This window comes from Campylobacter sp. RKI_CA19_01121, from assembly GCF_025771295.1.
GTDB lineage: Bacteria > Campylobacterota > Campylobacteria > Campylobacterales > Campylobacteraceae > Campylobacter_D.
The window spans coordinates 37,150-57,983 of record NZ_JAKMQA010000007.1 but is presented as its reverse complement, the minus strand read 5'-3'; the positions used below and the strand labels follow the sequence as shown (position 1 = coordinate 57,983).

Sequence of the window (20,834 nt, the reverse complement as noted above, 5' to 3'; positions counted from 1 at the left end):
AATCTACTTTCTTATAAGCCTACTGCACTTAAAGTTTGGTATTTATTCATATAAATTTGGGCTTCAATTTTTCTCATTGTATCAAGTGCTACTTGAACTACAATCAAAACAGAAGTTCCACCAAAATAAAAAGGCACACCAAACAACTTCACAATAAGCCATGGTAATGTAGCTACAAGCCCTAAATAAATAGAACCTGACAAGGTAAGTCTTGACGCTACTTCATTAAGATAATTTGCAGTTCCTTCACCTGGTCTAATACCTGGTATGAAACCACCTTGTCTTTTAAGATTTTCAGCTATATCTTTCGCATTAAATACAATTGATGCATAAAAATACGCAAAGAAAATAACAAGCAAGAATGTTAAAATATGAAAGAAAAATCCATTTGGATTTAAAAAGTCATAAATTTTTAACACATATTCATTTGTACTTGTTTGTAAAATAGTACTTGGAAACATCAAAATCGCACTTGCAAAAATAGGAGGAATAACACCACTTAAGTTGATCTTAATAGGTATATAGTTCATAATACGTTTGTTTTGATTTTGCATGATTACTTTTCTTGAGTAAGAAATAGGAATTCTTCTTTCTCCAAGTTCTACTACTATAATAGCCCAAATAGTAAGTAAAATTACAACTAAAATGGCAATGATAGTCAAGAAATTCATCTCACCTGTATTTACCAAATTTACTGTTCCACTAATTGCACCTGGAATTGTAGAAACAATACCACCAAAGATAATTAAAGAAATACCATTTCCTATACCGCGTTGAGTGATTTGCTCACCTATCCACATCAAAAGCATGGTACCTGCAAGCATAGAAACAGCAGAAAGTGCGATAAAAGTATTCATATCAATCATAATGGCTGATTGACCTGCTTTTCCATGAAGACTTTGCAAGCCTATAGAAACGCCTATACTTTGTATCAAAGTGATAGCTATAGTAGCATAACGGATAATTTGCATATATTTTTGCATACCATCGCGTTCTTTTTTCATTTTTCCTATATTAGGAAAAGTTGCCGCTAAAAGCTCCATAATAATCGAAGCAGTAATATAAGGCATAATGCCTAGAGAGATGATGCTAAGTCTTTCAGCAGCACCTCCACTAAACATATTAAACAAGCCTAATGCATTAGATGCATTAGAATCAAAAAATTCCTTGATAACACTGACATTAACCCCCGGAACTGGAACATAAGCTAATATTCTATAAGCGAATAAAAAAGCCAATGTTATGAGAATTTTATTTGTCAATGTTTTATTCATTATTTTTGTCCGCTAAAAGTAATCTTCTCGTCTTTAATTTTACTAGCAAGATCTTTAGCGCTTGCTCCAATAAGCTTAACTTTATTTACATTTTTTGAAAGCTTATGAATGCTATTGATTGTTTCAAATGTAATTTCGCTAAGCTCTTTGATTGCTGTGATTTTTTCAACATTAATCACATAAGGTTTTTCAAATTTAGAAGTAAAGCCTACCTTTGGTAAACGTCTTTGAAGTGGTTGTTGACCCCCTTCAAAACCTCTTTTTTCATTATAACCTTTTCTAGCAGTTTGGCCTTTTCCACCTTTAGTAGAAGTTTTACCCATACCACTACCTTGACCACGGCCTATTCTTTTGGTTTTATGTGTTGAACCTGGTGCTTTTGTTAAATTCATTGATTATCCTTTAAGCATTGTAAGTGCTTTGATAGTAGCACGCACAACATTTGCTGAATTATTTGAACCTAAAGACTTAGTTAAAATGTCTTTAATACCTGCAAGTTCCACGATAGGACGTGTTGAACCACCTGCAATAACCCCTGTACCTTCGCTTGCTGGTTTAAGTAAAATTCTACTTGCGTTGTATTTTACTTCTACATCATGAGGGATAGTTGAACCTTTTGTTTTAACTTCAACAATGTTTTTAAAAGCATCATCAACTGCTTTTCTTATAGCATCTGGAACTTCTTTAGCTTTTCCATAGCCCACACCAACTAAACCTTTTCTATTTCCAACGATAACTAAAGCAGTAAATCTAAATCTTCTACCACCTTTAACAACCTTAGTAACCCTGCCGATATCGACGATTACTTCTTCAAATTCTTCTCTATTATATTTTTCCATCGATCTTCCTTTTGGGTTATAGTTTGATTCCGTTTTCTCTTAGTGCTTCAGCTAAAGCTGCAATCACACCATGGTATAAATAACCATTTCTATCAAACACTGCTTCTTCTATGTTTTTAGCTTTTAAAACTTTTGCAAATTCAGCTGCTATTTTTTTAGCGCCTTCTTTATTTGCTTTAACACCAATTTTTCTTCCATCTACTGCTGCTAAAGTTACTGCTTTAACATCATCGATAGCTTGGATATATAAAGTTCTGTTTGATTTGAAAACAGAAACTCTTGGAAGAGCTTGTGTTCCTGAAATTTTTGCTCTAATTCTTTTTTTTCTTTTAATTCTTAAAGATATTTTTCTTTTTAATACATTTGCTCTCATATTCTATCCTTACTTCTTAGATGTCTTACCAGCTTTGCGGATAATACGCTCATCTGAATATTTAACACCTTTTCCTTTGTAAGGCTCAGGTGGTCTAAATTCACGAATTTGAGCAGCAACTTGACCTACCACTTGTTTATCACTACCTTTGATAATAACATTGTTTTTATCAACAGTAATTTCTATGCCTTCTGGAATAGCATAGTTGATAGGATGAGAAAAACCTAAAGCAAGTTCAAGAACTTTACCTTTTAACGCAGCTTTATAACCAACACCGTTGATTTCTAAAGTTTTGCTAAAACCATCAGTTAAACCGATGATGATGTTTTGAGCTAAAGCTCTATAAGTTCCCCAATAAGCTCTACTTTGTCTATCTTCACCTTTAGGAGAGAAAAGAATTTGTCCTTCTTTAATCTCAACATTAACATTTGCTTTTGTATCAAGCTCTTTTGCTAAATTTCCTTTTTTGAATTTTAGCAAGTTACCTTCTAATTTTACTTCTACTCCACTTGGAATAGCAACTGGTTGTTTACCTATACGAGACATTCATTTTTCCTTTTTACTTGTCTACGATATGACTACTTTATAAGAATGGATACCGAATACCATAAAAAGTAGAAACTCTTACCAAATAGTACATAAAACTTCGCCGCCAACGCCCGCTTTGTAAGCTTCGTCGTTAGCTAAAACACCTTTTGAAGTGCTTACTACGATAGTACCATAACCGTTTTTAAATCTTTTGATCTCATCTTTGCCTTTATAAACACGACGACCAGGTTTAGAAATACGCTTAACTTCGTTAATTACGCTTTTACCTTTTTCATCGTATTTTAAAACTACATTGATGAATTTCTTTTTATCCTCTTCAATAACATTAAAGCTTTCAATATAGCCTTTAGCTTGGAAAATTCCAAGTAAAGCTTCGATAACTTTAGAATGCAAAAGTTGAGTAGTTTCTAATCTTCTCATCCCTGCATTTCTAATTCTTGTTAGTGAATCTGAAATTAAATCATTTATCATGGTTCTTTCCTCTTACCAACTTGCTTTTTTAAGACCAGGAATTAAACCTTCATTTGCCATTTTTCTTAAGCAAACTCTACAAATTCCAAAATCTCTATAAACTGAATGTGGTCTTCCACAAATTTGGCATCTAGTATACCCTCTAACGCTAAATTTAGGTTTGCGGGCAGCTTTTGCAATCATTGATTTTTTAGCCATATTACTTTCCTTTTGCAAATGGCACGCCAAATAATTCTAATAATTTTTGTGCCTCTTTATCTGATTTTGCTGTTGTAACGATAGAAATGTTCATACCATGAGTTCTTAAGATTTTATCATATTCAACTTCTGGGAACATTAACTGCTCATCTAAACCAAAGTTATAGTTTCCTCTTCCATCAAAACCATCTCTTGGAAGACCTCTAAAGTCTTTAACACGAGGAAGAGCTATAGTAATAAGCTTATCTAAGAAAGCATACATATTGTCTTTTCTTAATGTTACCATTACACCTACTGGGAAGCCTTCTCTCACTTTAAAACCAGCAACTGATTTTTTAGCTTTTGTGATAACTGCTTTTTGTCCAGCGATCAATGAAATAGTATCTGCAACATTTTGTAATACTTTTTGATCTTTTGCTAATTCCCCAGCACCTACACTGATTACAACTTTTTCAATAAAAGGAATAAGCATAGGATTTTTGATGTCAAATTCTTTTACTAAAGCAGGTTTGATATTTTGATCATATTTTTCTTTCAATCTCATCATCTTATTCTCCTGCCTTTGCTACATTTGAAATATCCATTGGCATTTCTTTATTGATAAAACCGCCGTTTGGATTTTTATCACTTGGCTTAACAGCTTTTTTAGCGATTTTACAACCCTCAACAATTACTTTATTTGTTTTAGGAAATACTGCTAAAACTTTACCTGTTTTACCTTTGTCATCGCCTGCGATAACTTTTACCATATCATTCTTTTTAATTTTTAATTTCATTACAACACCTCCGGTGCTAGTGAAACAATTTTCATAAAGCCACCATATCTTACTTCACGACCTACTGGTCCAAAAATACGCGTTCCGATAGGCTCTCTTTTAGCATCAAGAATAACTGCTGCATTTTCATCAAAACGAATTAAAGAACCATTATCTCTATGAATTTCTTTTTTAGTTCTAACGATAACTGCTTTTACTACTTGACCTTTTTTAACTTTACCATTTGGTAGAGCTTTTTTTACAGATGCAACGATTACATCACCAACAGTAGCGTATCTTCTTTTACTACCACCTAAAACCTTAATACACATTAATTCTTTTGCACCGCTATTATCAGCAACTGCAAGCCTAGTAAAACTTTGAATCATTACTCAACTCCTGCTGATACTATAGTTTTTAAGCGAAATGATTTTCTCTTAGAAAGTGGTCTACATTCAATAGCAACTACAGTATTTCCCACTTTAAGTTCATTTCTTTCATCATGAATTAAATATTTTTTAAAGCGTTTTACGATTTTTCTGTATTTTGGGTGAACCACTTTTCTTTCAACCAAAATTGTTGCTGTTTTATCTCCAGCAATTTGAACAACAACGCCTTGAATTTCTCTTTTAAATGCCATTTTCTATCCTTATTTTAAAGCGCTAATTGCAGTATTGATTCTAGCGATGTCTTTTTTAACTTCGCTAATCTCTTTAGGATTAGTTAGCTGCATTGTTTTTAGCTTTTGTCTTAAAGTAAATAAAAGCACCTTTTTTTCTTTTAGCATTGTTGCAAGCTCACCTGCTGTTTTATCTTTAATCTCAGTATATTTCATTTTGGCTCTCTCTTGTAACAAACTTAGTTTTAAATGGCAATTTGTGCATCGCTAAAGTTAAAGCTTGTCTTGCCATTTCTTCATTAACCCCTGCCATTTCATAAATGATACGACCTGGTTTAATGTTCATTACCCATTCCTCAACTGCACCTTTACCTTTACCCATACGAGTTTCTAAAGGTTTTTTAGTTAGAGGTTTATCTGGGAAAACTCTAATCCAAGTTTTACCTTGTCTTTTTACAAAACGAGTTAAAGCAATACGAGCTGCTTCGATTTGACGTGAATTAATACGGCCAGCTTCAGTTGCTTTTAGGGCAAAATCACCAAAAGTAAATTCAGTCCCTCTGTTGGCATAACCTCTGTTACGCCCTTTCATCATTTTACGATATTTTGTTCTTTTTGGCATTAACATGATTATTTACCTCTTCTTGCTCTTCTAGTTTTTTTAGCTGGAGCGTTTTCTTCGGTTTTTTCAGGTTGAACACCCTTTTGTAAAACTTCACCTTTGAAGATCCATACTTTAATACCTATATTTCCATAAGTAGTATGTGCTTCTGCAAAACCATAATCGATTTTTGCTCTTAAAGTGTGAAGTGGAACACGACCTTCTAAGTACCATTCAGTTCTTGCCATTTCAGCACCACCTAAACGGCCTGAAACTGAAACTTTAATCCCTTTAGCACCTGCTTTTTGCGCTCCTTGAATTACTTTTTTCATTGCTCTTCTAAAAGCAATTCTTTTTTCAAGTTGAGTAGCAACACTTTCAGCTGCAAGCTGAGCTGAAGCACCTGCTTTTCTTTCTTCTTTGATATTGATATTAACTTCTTTTTTGATTAAATCTTGAAGTTCTTTTCTTAAAATATCAACATCACTACCTTTTTTACCAATAATAATCCCTGGTCTTGCAGCTACAACAGTTACTCTTAATTTTTTCGCTGTTCTTTCTACAAGAATTTGGCTAATTCCTGCATAATAAAGTTTTCTTTTTAAGAAAGTTCTGATTTTATAATCTTCACCAATATTTTCTGCTAAATTAGCTTTTGTAGGAAACCATCTTGATTCCCAATTTCTATTAATTCCTAGTCTTAAACCAATCGGATTTACTTTTTGTCCCATATTAGCTTTCCTTTTTCACTGATGCTTTTTTAGCTTTTGTAGTTTTTTCAGCACTTGCTTCTACTTTACTAACTTCTACCAAAATGTGTGAAGTTGGCTTTCTAATACGACTAGCACTTCCTCTAGCTCTTGGTCTAAATCTTTTTAAAACCGCACCAGCATCAACACGACAACTTGAAACAACAACTTCATTTGCTTCAAATCCGCCATTTGCTACAGCACTTGAAATAGCATTTGCTATAAATTTAGCACCTTTATTTGGCATAAATTTCAAACTAGCTAATGCAAGCTCTGCATTCATACCTTGAACTTCTCTAGCAATCAATCTCGCTTTAGTTGGAGATAATCTTATGAATTTAATTAACGCTCTACTCATAAATCTCCCTTACTTACCTATTTTTTTCTGAACAGAGCCTTTGTGACCCTTGAATGTTCTAGTAGGTGCAAATTCACCTAATTTGTAACCGATATGATTTTCAGTAACATATACTGGGATAAAGCTTTTTCCATTATGAACATTAAAAGTTAAACCTATCATATCAGGTATAATAGTGCTGCGTCTTGACCAAGTTTTAATTGGCTTACCATCGTTAGCTTTTTTAGCAGCGATGACTTTTTTCATTACATGGTCATCAACAAAAGGACCTTTTTTTAGTGACCTAGCCATCTTACTTTCCTTTTCTTCTTGAAATTATTAGCTTATCGCTAGCTTTTTTACGGCGAGTTTTAGCACCTTTAGTTGGTTTACCCCATGGAGTAACTGGATGACGGCCTGAATTTTTCTTACCTTCACCCCCACCGTGCGGGTGATCAACTGGGTTCATCGCAGAACCTCTTGTTTGAGGACGAATACCTCTATGGCGATTTCTACCAGCTTTACCAATAGTCACGTTTGACCATTCTTCATTACCAACTTCACCGATACTTGCCATACATTCAGCTAAAACTTGTCTCATTTCACCACTTGCAAGTCTTAAGATAACGTATTTTTCTTCTTTACCCATTAATTGAGCATAAGCACCTGCTGAACGGATCATTTGACCGCCTTTGCCTGGTTTTAACTCGATATTGTGTACGATAGTACCCACTGGGATATTTCTTAATTTCATTGCATTACCTGGTTTAATGTCAAGTCCGCTTTCAGCAGCACAAACAACATCACCAACACTTAAACCTTTTGGTTGTAAGATGTATCTTTTTTCACCATCTCTATAAGAGATTAATGCAATACGACAATTTCTGTATGGATCGTACTCGATTGCTTCAACTTTACCTTCAATACCAAATTTTCTTCTTTTAAAATCTATAATTCTGTAAAGTTTTTTAGCACCTGCTTCTTTATGACGGCTTGTGATTCTACCATTATTGTTACGACCTGCATGAGCTGGAAGTTTTACAAGTAATGAACGTACACTAGCTTTTGCTGTGATATCATCAGAGCTTACACCTGTGATATATCTTCTACTTGGAGTATATGGTTTATAAGTTTTAATTGCCATCTTATGCCTCCGAACTTTCTAAGCTCACACCTTCTGGTAGCTTAACATAGAATTTTTTAAAGCTATTTCTTTGACCTTCACGACCTCTAAAACGCTTTACTTTTCCATCCATTTTTAAAGAATTAATTCTTACTGGAGTTACACCAAAATATTCTCTTAAAACTTCTTTTAGACCATTTTTAGTCATTTTTGGAGAAGTTTGAATAACTACAACACCTTGCTCTTGAAGGTTTAAGCTTTTTTCAGTGTAAAGTATTGTTTTTATATCAGTAATATCTGCCATTTTAACCCTCTTTTACGATAGATTCAAGCGCTGCTTTTTCAATGATAACAGCATTAAATACAGATACTAAATAAGCATTTACTTCGCTAATATCAACTACATAGCAATTTGCTAAGTTTCTAAAAGCAAGAAGTGTTTTTTCATCTAGTAAATCTTTTACAATTAAAGCATCTTTTAAACCAAGCTTTTTAATAACTGCATTTGCATCTTTTGTTTTACCGCTTTCAATGCTTAAACTATCTACTGAGAATAATGCATTGTTTTGTGCTTTATCAGCCAATGCTCTTTCAAGCGCTAAGCGTTTTTGTTTTTTATTAACTTTTTGGAAATAGTTACGATTGTTTGTAGGACCAAATGCCACAGCACCACCAACCCAAACATTCGTTCTTGTTGAACCTGCTCTTGCACCACCACGACCTTTTTGTCTCCATGGTTTTTTACCACCACCGCTTACATCGCTTCTACCTTTAGTATGAGCTGTGTTTGCTCTAAGGCTAGCAAGATAAGATTTTACATATAAATAAAGGTTGTGAGGATTAACTTCTGCATATTTTGCTGGAAGATCGAGTTCACTAGCTTTTTCAAATTTATCATTTAAAACAGTTACTTTACTCATTTTGCAATCCTTATTTTACCCATAGCACCATTAAATCCTGGTACTGCACCTTTTACTACTAAGATGCCATTTTCTTCATCAAATGAAACTACTTCATTTTTAACAGTAACTTTTACATTACCATAGTGACCCGCCATTTTCATACCTGGTTGAACACGACCTGGCCATTCGCGGTTACCGATTGATCCGTGACGTCTGTGGAATCTTGAACCGTGACTTGCAGGACCTCCGGCAAATCCGTGTCTTTTAACAACCCCACTATAACCTCTACCTTTAGAATTAAAGCTTACTTTTAAAATAGAAGCTTCTTTTAAAGGATTAAGATCAATATCACCTGCTTCTGTATTTGCTACTTCTAAAGAAGCAAATCTATTATATTCAGCTGAAAGATTGTATTTTTTTTGCTGACCTGCAATGCATTTATTATTTGCTTTGCCTTTTACATAAGCAACCAAAGCTTTTCCATTTTCTACTTCACATACTTTAGTTTGAACAAGTTTAAGTAAGGTTACAGGAATGCTTGGTGTGCTGATTGTTCTACTCATACCAATTTTTTCTACAATGTATTCCATATTCTATCCTTATTTACCCATAGCTCTTACTTCAACATTGACCTCTGGAGCCAAGTCAAGCTTAGTGAGTGAATCTACTGTATCTGGAGTAGCTGCTACAATATCAAGCATACGAGCATGAATTCTCATCTCAAATTGTTCGCGTGAATCTTTATTGATGTGTGGAGATTTCAAAACTGTGTATCTTTTGATTTTTGTAGGCATTGGCACTGGACCTCTGATGTCAGCACCTGTTCTTTTAACAGCTTCTACAATTGCTGCAACTGTGCGATCTAGAACTCTGTGGTCATAAGCTTTTAGCTTAAGCCTGATTCTTTCCATATTTTTTCCTTTGTAAAGAACTCGTTAGACCCATAAGAATCTAACCACCATATAAAATGATGTTGAGATTATATAAAAACATATTTTGCTATGTCAAGAAATTTATGCATTTTTTTTAATTATTTTCCTTTTTAAAAGGATAAAAATTAAATTTTATAAATTTTACAAGATTTTTTATACATTAAGAAAATCTAAGAAAAAATATAGTATGATTTCAAAATCTAAAGGGGCATTAGCTCAGCTGGGAGAGCACAACGCTGGCAGCGTTGGGGTCAGCGGTTCGAACCCGCTATGCTCCACCATTTAGTATAAAGAAATCTATGAAATCACTACAATTTTTTTACGATAATTACCCAAAATTTCAAAAATTTGATGAAAGAAAAATTCAAATCCAAACCCATAAAAACATCATCATAAAAGGTGGTTTTGCAAGTGGTAAGAAAAATTTGATTTTAAATTTTTTGTCTTTATATAAAGCAGAAAATATACTCTTTATTGATTGTGATGATTTAAAATTTCAAGCAAATGCTTTAATAAATTTAAATTCGTTTTTAACTTATAATCCACAAATTAAATTTCTAGCACTTTGTAACTTTACTCATGATTTTGACTTTGCTAGTTTAAAACATCTTAATTTGCAAATCATAATAAGCGTTTGTGATAGTAATTTTTGCTTAGATCAGTTTGAAGAACTTCATTTAGATTATTTAGACTTTGAAGAATTTTTAAGCCTAAACAAAAAATATGCTGACACTAAAACCATGGTAAGTTATTTTTTACACACAGGACGCAATGTGATTTTAAATCACAACTTTAACACAAACTCATCATACTTAAAAAGCTTTTATACCCCATTAGAGCTTACTATACTCAAACAAATCGCCTTAGAACTTGGGAGTGAATTTAGCGTTAATGAGTTATTAAAAACCCTAAAAAACAGTATAAAAATTTCCAAAGATACCTTATATAAAAGCATAGAAAAACTAGAATCAAACTACACTTTGTATTTTGTAAAAAATCTTGAAAAGAATTTAAAAAAAGTATATTTTTGGGACTTTTCACTAAAAAATTCTCTAAGCATACAAAAAGACTTTAGTACTTTGTTTGAAAATTTAATTTTAAGTGAGTTGTTTAAATTTAAACAAGAAATTTTTTATACTAAGCATTTTGATTTTTACTTACCAAGTCTTAAAAATGCATTTTTATGCTCACCCTTTAAAGATAAAGATTTACTTAGCTTAAAAGTCAAAAAAATCCTTAGTAAAAATCAACTTGCACTTTCGACTATTTATATCATCACGCTTTCACAAAGAGATGAGTTTTTCGTTGAGGGGGTGCGCGTGATGATTTTACCTTTTGATGAGTGGGCTTTGGGTAATTAATCAAACTCATCAAGCTTATATTGCTCGATGATAGATAAAATAAGCTTAGTGTAATTACTTTTAATCTCTGAATATTTTTCTAAGTGGCTTGCCGCTTCTTTACCATCAAGTTTTTCATTTTGATTTATAGCATCCCACCGCCAAGCTCTAAATTCCTTATAAGCATCGTGGCGATTTAAATTAAGCAAGTATGAATCCACGCTTTCTTGCAAGCTATCAAATATACGAATTTTATGAGTTTTACCCTCGCCTCTTTCCTTTGGCACTAAACCTTTTTCACCCCAAGTCCATTCTCCAAATAAATTATTTGCCTCTTTAGCAAAACGACTTGTACCAGTTGCACTTTCAATAATAGCTTGAGCTATAGCTAAAGACTTCGGTACCTTTTGGACACGCATTTGATATTCTTTGTGATCATATAAATTTTTAACACGGTATTTTTCTTTTAAAGACCATAATTTTTGCACAGCATTAGTATTTAGCTTTCTAAAATTATTTTTTATAGCTTCTTTAAAGAAAAATTCTATAAATTCTTTTTCCTTTTCTATCTCTTTAAAAGAAATATCCAATAAAGCATTGATTTTTTTGATAAAAACCTCACGCTTTTCTTTTATACTTAAAGCATAATATTGCTCATCAAAACCTGCTATAAATTCAGCTTTTAAAAATAAAACACTACTAAGCAAAATTATAATCAGCTTCAAAACAGCACTTTACCTTTCCTCTAAAAAATATTTGATCTTCTTCTAATCTAAAATACAAACTTTCATTACTTTTTGGCTTTACCAAAATATCATCTTTTACCTCTTGATTTAAATACGCTAGATAAAAACAAGCCCCCATACCCGTACCACAAGCTAAAGTCTCATCTTCTACCCCGCGTTCATAAGTTCTAACTCTTATAAATTCATCATCTTCTACTTTAGCAAAGTTAACATTTGCATTGTATCTTTTACGCACTTCTTTGCATAAATTTACATCAAATTCGTTTAAATCATCAACAAAGGTTACTATATGCGGAACACCAGTATTACAGCCTTGCCAAATTCTACCTTTATACTCAAAAGCTTCTTTAATATCCTTTACCCCGCTAAGTTTGATTTCAACTATATCATCATCAACAAAAGATTTTATAAGTCCTGCACCGGTTAAGAAATTTAAATATTGAGATTTTTTCAAATAATGATGAGCAAAATGAGCTGCTGCGCGTGAGCCATTACCGCACATACTTGCCTTGCTCCCATCACAATTATAAAATTCCCATTCAAAATCATATCTATCATGAGGCACAACTACTATAAGCCCATCAGCGCCTATGCCTTCATAACGATTACAAAGAATTTTAGCTAATTCGCTACGATCTTTTTTTTCACTATCTGCAAACACCACAAAATCATTCCCGCTAGCACAGTACTTGTAAAATTTCATTTTTCAACCTTTAAAGTGTGTTTTAAAAAATTTAGCACATTTTTCTCAAAATTTTCATAACCTGAGGTATTTTTTATCACAAAATCTGCTTTTTTTAGTTTTTCTTCTATATCAAGTTGTAAATTAATTCTTTTTAAAGCTTCGTTTTCATCTAAATTATCTCTTTGCATTAATCTTTGAAGCAAAAGTTCTTTTGGAGCATAAATTAATATACTTTTTCCTAAATTTTGATAGTGATTGTTTTCAAAAAATAAAGGCAATTCTATAAAAAAAGCCTTGTTTTTTTTATCTAAAATTTGAGCTTTTTGTAAAATAACTTCTTTGATTTTAGGATGTAAAAAATCTTCTAGCTTTTTTTTAGCATTTAAGTCATTAAATACAATAGTTCCAAGTTTTTTTCTATCTATTTTTCCTGCTATGATTAAATCATCGTTATCAAAAAGCTTAGCTATGGAATTTGCATTTTCATTTAAAAGCTCATGAGCTATCACATCTGCGCTTAAAGTATCAAAACCCAAATTTTGAACTATTTTTATAAAGCTTGACTTTCCACCCGCTATACTTGAAGTTACAAAATAAGCATTTTGCATAATTTAGCCTTAAAACATTTTTAGTTAAAATACCTTTTAAATTCTTAAAGGAAGATAAATGAATATAAGCTATGAAGATGCGGGCGTAAGTATAGACAATGGCAATGCTTTTGTAGAAGCAATCAAGCCTTTAGTAAAAGAAACTTTTAATGAAAATGTTTTAGGTGGCATAGGCTCTTTTTCAGGTGCTTTTGCTATGCCAAGTGGTTTTAAAAATCCTGTTATGCTAGCAGCAACTGATGGAGTGGGCACGAAGTTGCGTCTTGCTATTGATAGTCAAAAATTTGACACCATAGGCGAGGACTTAGTAGCAATGTGTGTGAATGATTTAATTTGTAATTTTGCTACACCTTTGTTTTTTCTAGACTATTATGCAACTGCAAAATTAGATGTAGAAGTAGCTAAAAAAGTCGTAGCAGGAATTGCTAATGGTTGTAAAAAAGCAAATTGTGCCTTAATAGGCGGAGAAACTGCTGAAATGCCTGGAATGTATCATAGCAATGATTTTGACTTAGCAGGTTTTTCAGTGGGTATGGCCGAAAAAGATGAAATCGATAGAAGAAATTTTGTAAAAAATGGAGATATTTTACTAGCTCTACCTAGTAGCGGGCTTCATTCTAATGGATATTCTTTAGCTAGAAAAGTACTATTTGAAGCACAAAAGCTTAAGTTTGATGATAAAATAGAGGGTAAAAATTTAATCGATATTTTACTTGAACCTACAAGAATTTACGTAAAAGACTTTTTAAAATTAAAACCATTCATCAATGCACTAGCTCATATAACAGGTGGTGGTTTAGTAGAAAATTTACCTAGAGTTTTCCCAAGAGGAATAGGCGCAATTATTAGAAAACATCATCTAAAAACTCCTGAAATTTTTTACCAAATAGGCCAAAGTGTAGAAGAGGCTGAAATGTATAGAAGCTTTAATATGGGTGTGGGTTTAGTTATGGTGGTAGATCCATCTAATGTAGGAAAAGTTTTAGAAAGCTCAGATGCTTATGTAATAGGCGAAGTTGTATTAAATGAAGGGGTAATACTAGAATAATTCAACTCCCCAGAGCTTACTTAACACACATTAAGCTTAAAAGCATTAAAGCAATAAACTAAAGCTTTAAGCTTAATGTCTTAGAGTTTGCCTAATAAGGAGTTTTAATTTTAATTTAACATACTACTTAAAAGATATAAACTAATATACCTTAAACTATTACTAGATTATTTTTTTTCAAATCTTTTTTTGTTGTTTTGTAATTTTATTTCAAGCAAACTCTGGGCAATTAATTAAACACTAAGCCTTAAAAGGCTTAGTATATTTAGAATATAAAATCAAATTGCAAATACCCTGTATGAGAATGAGCATTGTTTGCAAAAGTGCCATTATAGTTAAATGACATATCTAAATCTTTTGCTAAAGAAAAGATTAAAGATGCACCAGCATATTGATAAGTTCTTGGTAAATCTAAAGTTTCACTTGCTTTTAAGTTTGCAAAGTTTACTCTTGAATCTACTTCAGGATTGAAGTTAATTCTTGCACCTGCTTCAAATGAAGTGCTAATTTGTGGGTGCCATTGATTAAACCATTTAATTGATGCTGTACTTGAGAAAAGATTTAATTTACTTTCATAATATCTTTCATGATTTAACGCACCTTCTCCATGCATACTAAATGCTTTTGTGAAACCACCTTCATAGTTTAATGATACTTCAGGTGTAATAACATTATTGATACCATCTAAATAAAAATTCATACCAGTACCTATACTTGCTCCATAACCATAAGTATCTGTATTACCATTAGCTTCTTTTTTTCCTTTATCGATGAATTTTTGTACATCATTTTTAGTATAAGCTACTTTAGTATGTGCTTTAACGAAAGCTTCTTTCATTTCATCTTCTAATAAAAGATTAGAATATTTCAAACCTGCATAAACTGTTTGCATTTTTAAAGAGAAATAATCTTTAGTATCCATATTAGCTTCTTCAGTTCCTAAATAAGCTCCTAGCATACCTATATCTCTTAAGGTATGAAAACCTGCTACTATACCTTTAGTATGTCCTTTAGAATAATCACTTGTTCCTAAAAGTTTAATACTATTTGATGAAAAATATGGCAATACAAAGCCATGATAATGTTCATCTGTGCTAAATCCCACTAAGTCTTTGTTTTTCTTATGATCATGTACTCTTGCATGTTTATATGCCATTCTTGAAGCATCATCCATTACAGTATCAATAAAGAATGATCTCATTATATAGGTATTAACTAAAGTTTGAGCCATAACAGAACCCACACCAGCACTTACATCAGCTAAGGTTTTATAAGTTCCTGAAATTGGATCATAAACTAAATTTAATAAATCATTGTTTGAACCAACATTACCAGGTTTACCTACTCCACCGCTACCGCTTGTATTATTATTAACTATATTATCAGGATTGATAGGTTTAGTTGCATCATAGTTTGGAGATGAAGTATCTACTGTGATATTGTCTATATTTGTAGAACCACTACCACTACCACCTACATTAATAACCCCATCAAAGCTACCATCTTCATTTGGCTGAACCACCCAATCACCTACATTTACATTACCACCACCATTATTAGTGATGTGATTACCATTGCTATCAGGTTTAACTGTACCTTGGTTATCTATGTTAATATCATTATTACCATTATTAACTATACCACCACCTATATTACCATTAGAACCATTTGAGATAGAAGTATTACCACCGTTTTCCCCTACAGTGATAGATCCACCTAATTCTCCATCATTTTTAATATCTAAATCACCATTGTTATTTTCAATAGAACCGCTGATAGAACCACTATTATTAATTGAGCCTAATTCTCCATCATTTTTAATACTACCACCTATATTACCATTACCGCTATTAGTGATATTACCCACAGAAGAACCTGATCCTACACTCACATCACCAGTGATTTGTCCATTGCCATCATTGACAATCTCTTCTACCTTACCACCTTCTTCTACTTTAATATCTCCACTAACTTCACCATTGCCACTATTTACAACCCCACCTACACTAGATTCTTTACCTATAGATATATTTCCTGTGATTTTTCCAAAATCACTATTAAAGATATTACCTACTTTCGATCCATTATTAACGCTAACATCACTGCTAATAAGCCCATTACCAGCATTAGAAATATTAGTAACTTCACTATTATTATCAACTTTAATACCACCTGAGATTTGTCCTTGTCCAGCATTTATAATATTTCCAACTATACTTTTATTGCCAACGCTAACATCACCAGTGATTTTACCAGTAGAAACTCCATCAGCATAAAAAGAATTTGCTAAAGTACCATTGATGATATTGCCAACTTTAGAGCTATTATTTACACTAACATTACCAGTGATTTCTCCACTTCCTGCATTGATGATATTACCTATCTCACTTGAGCTATCTACGCTAATGTTTCCTGTGATTTTTCCTGAGCCTGAATTGACTATACCAGCTATGTATGATTTATCTGTTAATTCTATAGAACCATTAATATTTCCTGTGCCTATATTATTAATATTTCCAAAAATTTTAGATTCATCGCTTAATTTTATAGAACCTTCTATTTGACCATTACCTTCGTTAATAAAATCTCCTATCATAGAAGCTTTATTTTTTAACTCTGTATCACCATAAATAATACCATTATCAGTATTTCTTATAGCAGCACCATTAGCATTATAATACATCATACCATTGCTTTCGGATGTTGCGGCTATGGTTCCACCATCTAGCTTAATACCACCTTGTTTATTAGTATTACCTAATGTTCCTTTATTGATAATACCACTACCGCCTGCTAGGGTTCCTGTTACAGTAATATCCTGTGTTAGTTTTTGCTTAGCTCCTATATAAAATCCAGCTGTACCACCACTAACTAAACCACCTAAATTGATTTTACCGATTTGGTAAGCATTTTTAGTATCGCTTAATACAATTCCATATCTTCCTGCTTGAATGGTACCTGTGTTTGATATATTATCTATAGTCATTGCAGATATATTAGCATTTGTTCTGCCATCTGAAAAAACAATACCATCGCGCTTTGCTATAATAGTTCCTGAATTATTAATGGTTTTTACATGGATTGAAGCATTAGTCCCCCAGCCTATGTCATGCAACTCAATACCATTACTTCCCGCATTAATAATACCGGAGTTGTCAATATTTCCTATTGTGACTCCTGAATATACTTTAATACCAGTAGTACCAGCTTCGATAGTGCCAGCATTTTTTATAAGATCTCCTTTAGCATAACGACCACCTCCAGTCCATGACATTCCAATACCTTCACCATTAGACTTAATAACACCATTTTCTTCATTTATAATAGTTTTAACTTCTGAAACAGAAGCCATTCCAGCAGATTTACCATCAATAAGACCTGAATTTGAAATTTGCTCAGTATTTCCTATAAAATAAATACCATATCCATTTGCAGAAGCTATAGTTCCTTTATTGTCTATTGTATTTACAGCACCACTATCGATTTGAATACCATTGCTACTACCACTTATAGTCCCACTGTTTTCTAAATTTTGCAATGTAGCACTATTAACTTTAATACCATGACTTCCATTAATAGTACCAGTATTTTTTAAGTTAGATATAGTAGTTCCACTTGCTATATTAACACCAACTCCACCTGTGGATTTAATAGTTCCACCATTAGTAAAATTAGTTATAGTAGTATTACCCAAATATATTGCTTCACCATTCCCTGATTGTATTAAACCTGAGTTTTCAAATTTTTCAATTGTTGATTTGTTGCTACCATTACCCCAAACAGTAATAGCAAATTTATTATTTCCATCACCTATTGTTCCACTATTGGTAAAATCTTTAATACTAGCACCATTTTGATTGTTTTGTCCTATATTAATTGCAGCACCATTTGATACTCCACCATTAACATTACCTGCATTATTGATAGTTACATTAGTAGCGCCTTGACTTACATTGATAGCGTTATTGTTATTATTAGTATTTATACTACCATCACTTGTAATAGTTAAAGTGCCACCATCTGTACCACTTATAGTAACACCATTATTAACAGCACTCCCTATATTACAAATTGTACTATTACATCCACCACCACTAATACTTTTAGAATTTTTTACTTGTTTGTTGTTATTGTTTGTAGTGCTTTTAGCTTTAGTGATAGTAATACTACCATTAGAAGCTTTATCACCTATAGTTGTTATACTAGCATTAGCACAAGTTGCTAAAAAAGATATAGTTGCTAAAGATAAGAAGGTTTTCTTAGTAAAAGAAATATTGTTTGATGTTTTTAAAGAGGATATGCTTGATTGAGAATTCTCAATTCCCCCCCCCCGTGAAATTTAACATTAAAACTCCTTTTGGAAATTAAAATTTGCGTAATAGTAATAAAAAATAATAAATTTTTTATAAATTTATATTATATATACATTAAAGATTTTTATAATTTATGGTTTTTTTGATAGATGAATTTAAAAGACATTAGGCTTATTTATCTTTTGTAAAATCTCTTAAATTTGCATAAATTTTCATACAAACATACTAGAGTAATAGCCTAAAGGCCATCACTCTAAATTTATGCAAAATACCAAGCTATTAGGATATTTAAAGCCATTCCTACAAGCAACATAGGAGTAGATCTTTTAACAATGGCTATAGGATCTAATTTTGCAAAGCCTGCTAAGGCTAAAATTCCACCCGATATCGGCGAGGCAGCACGCCCCAAACAAGAAGCAATCTCAAGTGGCAAAGCTAGCGAGATAGGATTAATCCCTAGTTTTTGAGCAATATCTGGAGCAAGTCTTCCAAAAGCATTAAAAGCAGCAATCCCACTACCCATAATCACACTTGCAAAATACACAATAAAGCTTAAAACTATAATAGTAAGCAACACAGCAGAAGCTCCCATAGAAGAAACTGCTAAGGCTAAATGTTCTATACCTTTTAACGCTTTAATACCTTCTGCAAAAATAGAAGCTGCAATGATAATACAAACAACACTTACAAAAATTTCTGCCATAGCTTTTAGTATCACCATCAAATCATCTGCAAGTTTTTTTGCGTCTTTATGTCTAGCATACTCTAAAATAAAAACCAAACTTATACTTAAAAAATTGGCGCTCACCACATCTAGCTTCACTTTATATCCATATAAATTTGCAAAATAAGCACCAAATAAAAACACTATAGGAAGCCAAGGCAAGAAAATATAAAATAAAGGACAATTTGGGTTTTTTATTTCCATATGTTCGATATTATCCACAACGCCTTTTGCTAAGTCTTTTTTATCCATATAACTATAATAAAACGGAATAAGCAAAGCTATCACAACAACATAAGCTATAACAGGATAAATTTGGTATTCAAAAAACATAGCAACAACATTTTCAATACCTACCATATCTGCTAAATTTATAGAATTTCCATCTTTAGGACCATAATCAAGTGCAATTAATGATAAAACCGATACAGCAGTGATAGGACGAATTCCTATGGCGATTAAAACAGGATAAATCGAAGCAAGCAATAAAAGTAACAATCCTGTGTAACTTGAAATAACTATTTTTAAAGCCATACCCACTACAAAAGTTCCACTTAAAACTAGGTATTTATTTTTAATCTTGCCTAGTGGTTTATTTGCTACAAAAGCTAACTTTGCCGAAGCATTAATGTGCTTCATATAAGCTGCAAAACCTGCAACAGACATTATAATAAGCCCCACACCAGCTAAATTTGTCTTAAAAGTTTGAGTTACAAAACCAAAGACATCAAAAACAGGATTTCCTAAGCTTTGTTTTAGCACAGACTCACCAGTCGCTAAAGAAATGATGATTAAGATAATAATACCTGAGAGAAAAAAAGTAAAGATAGGATTGTATTTTTTAAGAATAAAATAGGCTACTAAAAATACACAAAATAAAGTAGCCACGACAGAAAGAAAAACCTCCATAAAATCTCCTAATTTTTGTATTTAGTCTATTTTACGGGGTTTTTCTTAAAAAAACTTGATTATTTTACAGGGTGAAGTTCATTTGCATAAAAGCTTACTGAGTTCATGCCTTCTTTAATAGCCCATTCATAAGCTTTTGCTACAAATTCCCAGTTAATGTGCGCGTAGAATTTTTCTAAATACGCAGGGCGCGCATTGCGGTGATCTACATAGTAAGCATGCTCCCATACATCAACTACTAAAAGCGGAACTTTACCTTCAGTGATAGGTGTAGCAGCATTGCTTGTAGCTACTAATTCTAATTTTTGATTTTGAGTGTTATAAACTAACCAGAACCAACCAGAACCAAATACCCCTGTAGCTCCTTTAATAAACTCTTCTTTTAAATTTTCCATAGAGCCAAAGTCTTTTTCAACTGCTGCTTTAAACTCAGCACTCAAAGAACAGCCACAGCCACAGCATGTTTTTGGCTTAATGCAATCAAAATAAAAGTCATGATTATACACTTGAGCAGCGTTGTTAAAAACTCCACCATTTGAGTTTTGTATGATATAAACTAAATCTTTTCCCGCAAATTCAGTATCTTTGATAAGATTGTTTAGGTTATTTACATAAGTTTGATGGTGTTTGCCATGATGAAATGCAAAAGTTTCTGCACTTAAAAAGTCTCCAAAAGCGTCTGCTTCATAAGGTAGTTTTCTTAATTCAAACATATTGTTCTCCTTTTTTAAATTTATGG

30 protein-coding genes and 1 tRNA gene are annotated in these 20,834 nt (G+C 32.4%); 4 read left to right on the top strand and 27 right to left on the bottom strand.

Annotated elements, in window-relative coordinates; genetic code table 11:
* Positions 1-11: 11 nt before the first annotated feature.
* The 21 genes from secY to rpsJ form a co-directional block, all read right to left on the bottom strand.
* On the bottom strand, positions 12-1,274 hold the full coding sequence (secY, locus tag L8T90_RS04940; RefSeq protein ID WP_039667833.1) for a preprotein translocase subunit SecY: 1,263 nt from the start codon (positions 1,272-1,274) through the stop codon (positions 12-14).
* On the bottom strand, positions 1,274-1,666 hold the full coding sequence (gene rplO / locus L8T90_RS04935) for a 50S ribosomal protein L15 (RefSeq protein ID WP_039617163.1): 393 nt from the start codon (positions 1,664-1,666) through the stop codon (positions 1,274-1,276). Before rplO ends, secY begins: the two co-directional genes overlap by 1 nt.
* Before the next feature lie 3 nt (positions 1,667-1,669).
* Positions 1,670-2,113: a 30S ribosomal protein S5 gene (rpsE, locus tag L8T90_RS04930; protein ID WP_039617161.1), complete on the bottom strand. Its 444-nt coding sequence runs from the start codon at positions 2,111-2,113 to the stop codon at positions 1,670-1,672.
* 16 nt (positions 2,114-2,129) lie between these two features.
* On the bottom strand, positions 2,130-2,486 hold the full coding sequence (gene rplR / locus L8T90_RS04925; protein ID WP_039617157.1) for a 50S ribosomal protein L18: 357 nt from the start codon (positions 2,484-2,486) through the stop codon (positions 2,130-2,132).
* A gap of 9 nt (positions 2,487-2,495) precedes the next feature.
* On the bottom strand, positions 2,496-3,032 hold the full coding sequence (gene rplF, locus L8T90_RS04920; RefSeq protein ID WP_039617154.1) for a 50S ribosomal protein L6: 537 nt from the start codon (positions 3,030-3,032) through the stop codon (positions 2,496-2,498).
* Between the two features lie 78 nt (positions 3,033-3,110).
* Positions 3,111-3,506, bottom strand: coding sequence for a 30S ribosomal protein S8 (gene rpsH / locus L8T90_RS04915; RefSeq protein ID WP_039617152.1), 396 nt, complete (start codon positions 3,504-3,506; stop codon positions 3,111-3,113).
* Positions 3,507-3,518: 12 nt separating this feature from the next.
* Positions 3,519-3,704 carry a type Z 30S ribosomal protein S14 gene (locus tag L8T90_RS04910; RefSeq protein WP_012660824.1) on the bottom strand — a complete coding sequence of 62 codons (186 nt, stop codon included), beginning with the start codon at positions 3,702-3,704 and terminating at the stop codon, positions 3,519-3,521.
* Between the two features lies 1 nt (position 3,705).
* The gene (rplE, locus tag L8T90_RS04905; RefSeq protein ID WP_039617150.1) at positions 3,706-4,251 is read right to left on the bottom strand and encodes a 50S ribosomal protein L5; all 546 of its coding nucleotides are present in this window, start codon (positions 4,249-4,251) and stop codon (positions 3,706-3,708) included.
* Position 4,252: 1 nt separating this feature from the next.
* Entirely contained in the window at positions 4,253-4,480 is a 228-nt protein-coding gene (gene rplX / locus L8T90_RS04900; protein WP_012660822.1) for a 50S ribosomal protein L24, read from the bottom strand.
* Complete coding sequence (rplN, locus tag L8T90_RS04895; RefSeq protein ID WP_012660821.1) at positions 4,480-4,848, bottom strand: 50S ribosomal protein L14; 369 nt, start codon at positions 4,846-4,848, stop codon at positions 4,480-4,482. The genes rplX and rplN overlap by 1 nt, the downstream gene beginning before the upstream one ends.
* On the bottom strand, positions 4,848-5,099 hold the full coding sequence (rpsQ, locus tag L8T90_RS04890) for a 30S ribosomal protein S17 (RefSeq protein ID WP_039617148.1): 252 nt from the start codon (positions 5,097-5,099) through the stop codon (positions 4,848-4,850). The genes rplN and rpsQ overlap by 1 nt, the downstream gene beginning before the upstream one ends.
* A 9-nt stretch (positions 5,100-5,108) precedes the next feature.
* Positions 5,109-5,294, bottom strand: coding sequence for a 50S ribosomal protein L29 (rpmC, locus tag L8T90_RS04885; RefSeq protein ID WP_012660819.1), 186 nt, complete (start codon positions 5,292-5,294; stop codon positions 5,109-5,111).
* Positions 5,281-5,706 carry a 50S ribosomal protein L16 gene (rplP, locus tag L8T90_RS04880; RefSeq protein ID WP_012660818.1) on the bottom strand — a complete coding sequence of 142 codons (426 nt, stop codon included), beginning with the start codon at positions 5,704-5,706 and terminating at the stop codon, positions 5,281-5,283. Before rplP ends, rpmC begins: the two co-directional genes overlap by 14 nt.
* A gap of 2 nt (positions 5,707-5,708) precedes the next feature.
* A complete protein-coding gene (gene rpsC / locus L8T90_RS04875; protein ID WP_039617145.1) occupies positions 5,709-6,410 on the bottom strand; it encodes a 30S ribosomal protein S3 in 702 nt (233 codons plus the stop codon).
* A gap of 1 nt (position 6,411) precedes the next feature.
* Entirely contained in the window at positions 6,412-6,786 is a 375-nt protein-coding gene (gene rplV / locus L8T90_RS04870; protein ID WP_039617143.1) for a 50S ribosomal protein L22, read from the bottom strand.
* 9 nt (positions 6,787-6,795) lie between these two features.
* Positions 6,796-7,077 (bottom strand): 30S ribosomal protein S19, encoded by a 282-nt coding sequence (gene rpsS, locus L8T90_RS04865; protein WP_039617142.1) that lies wholly within the window; start codon positions 7,075-7,077, stop codon positions 6,796-6,798.
* A 1-nt stretch (position 7,078) separates the two neighbouring features.
* On the bottom strand, positions 7,079-7,909 hold the full coding sequence (gene rplB / locus L8T90_RS04860; protein WP_039617141.1) for a 50S ribosomal protein L2: 831 nt from the start codon (positions 7,907-7,909) through the stop codon (positions 7,079-7,081).
* 1 nt (position 7,910) lies between these two features.
* Positions 7,911-8,192, bottom strand: a complete 282-nt coding sequence (locus L8T90_RS04855) for a 50S ribosomal protein L23 (RefSeq protein WP_039617139.1) — start codon at positions 8,190-8,192, stop codon at positions 7,911-7,913.
* 1 nt (position 8,193) lies between these two features.
* A complete protein-coding gene (rplD, locus tag L8T90_RS04850; protein WP_039617137.1) occupies positions 8,194-8,808 on the bottom strand; it encodes a 50S ribosomal protein L4 in 615 nt (204 codons plus the stop codon).
* Positions 8,805-9,380: a 50S ribosomal protein L3 gene (rplC, locus tag L8T90_RS04845; RefSeq protein WP_012660811.1), complete on the bottom strand. Its 576-nt coding sequence runs from the start codon at positions 9,378-9,380 to the stop codon at positions 8,805-8,807. The genes rplD and rplC overlap by 4 nt, the downstream gene beginning before the upstream one ends.
* Positions 9,381-9,389: 9 nt before the next feature.
* A complete protein-coding gene (gene rpsJ / locus L8T90_RS04840) occupies positions 9,390-9,701 on the bottom strand; it encodes a 30S ribosomal protein S10 (protein ID WP_012660810.1) in 312 nt (103 codons plus the stop codon).
* A 226-nt stretch (positions 9,702-9,927) separates the two neighbouring features.
* Between rpsJ and L8T90_RS04835 the strand changes: the two genes are divergently transcribed.
* A tRNA-Ala gene (locus L8T90_RS04835) sits at positions 9,928-10,003 on the top strand.
* Positions 10,004-10,021: 18 nt separating this feature from the next.
* Complete coding sequence (locus tag L8T90_RS04830) at positions 10,022-11,083, top strand: ATP-binding protein (RefSeq protein ID WP_263736879.1); 1,062 nt, start codon at positions 10,022-10,024, stop codon at positions 11,081-11,083.
* Here the strand turns inward: L8T90_RS04830 and L8T90_RS04825 are convergent.
* The 3 genes from L8T90_RS04825 to coaE are packed head-to-tail and all read right to left on the bottom strand — an operon-like array spanning position 11,080 to position 13,101.
* Complete coding sequence (locus tag L8T90_RS04825; protein WP_263736878.1) at positions 11,080-11,787, bottom strand: glucosaminidase domain-containing protein; 708 nt, start codon at positions 11,785-11,787, stop codon at positions 11,080-11,082. The genes L8T90_RS04830 and L8T90_RS04825 overlap by 4 nt on opposite strands.
* The gene (gene dapF, locus L8T90_RS04820; RefSeq protein WP_263663716.1) at positions 11,762-12,511 is read right to left on the bottom strand and encodes a diaminopimelate epimerase; all 750 of its coding nucleotides are present in this window, start codon (positions 12,509-12,511) and stop codon (positions 11,762-11,764) included. Before dapF ends, L8T90_RS04825 begins: the two co-directional genes overlap by 26 nt.
* On the bottom strand, positions 12,508-13,101 hold the full coding sequence (gene coaE / locus L8T90_RS04815; protein WP_263706965.1) for a dephospho-CoA kinase: 594 nt from the start codon (positions 13,099-13,101) through the stop codon (positions 12,508-12,510). The genes dapF and coaE overlap by 4 nt, the downstream gene beginning before the upstream one ends.
* Before the next feature lie 58 nt (positions 13,102-13,159).
* Here coaE and purM point away from each other — a divergent pair, with 58 nt between their 5' ends.
* Positions 13,160-14,149 carry a phosphoribosylformylglycinamidine cyclo-ligase gene (gene purM / locus L8T90_RS04810; protein ID WP_214098353.1) on the top strand — a complete coding sequence of 330 codons (990 nt, stop codon included), beginning with the start codon at positions 13,160-13,162 and terminating at the stop codon, positions 14,147-14,149.
* Positions 14,150-14,414: 265 nt separating this feature from the next.
* Here purM and L8T90_RS04805 read toward each other — a convergent pair whose 3' ends face one another.
* Positions 14,415-17,843 (bottom strand): hypothetical protein, encoded by a 3,429-nt coding sequence (locus tag L8T90_RS04805; protein WP_263706967.1) that lies wholly within the window; start codon positions 17,841-17,843, stop codon positions 14,415-14,417.
* A gap of 259 nt (positions 17,844-18,102) precedes the next feature.
* Between L8T90_RS04805 and L8T90_RS04800 the strand changes: the two genes are divergently transcribed.
* Positions 18,103-18,459, top strand: coding sequence for a hypothetical protein (locus L8T90_RS04800; RefSeq protein WP_263706968.1), 357 nt, complete (start codon positions 18,103-18,105; stop codon positions 18,457-18,459).
* A 262-nt stretch (positions 18,460-18,721) separates the two neighbouring features.
* On the opposite strand, the gene dcuC is transcribed toward L8T90_RS04800, so the two are convergent.
* Both dcuC and sodB read right to left on the bottom strand, forming a co-directional pair.
* A complete protein-coding gene (dcuC, locus tag L8T90_RS04795; protein ID WP_263682886.1) occupies positions 18,722-20,095 on the bottom strand; it encodes a C4-dicarboxylate transporter DcuC in 1,374 nt (457 codons plus the stop codon).
* Positions 20,096-20,154: 59 nt separating this feature from the next.
* The gene (gene sodB / locus L8T90_RS04790) at positions 20,155-20,808 is read right to left on the bottom strand and encodes a superoxide dismutase [Fe] (RefSeq protein WP_263706970.1); all 654 of its coding nucleotides are present in this window, start codon (positions 20,806-20,808) and stop codon (positions 20,155-20,157) included.
* Between the last annotated feature and the right edge of the window lie 26 nt (positions 20,809-20,834).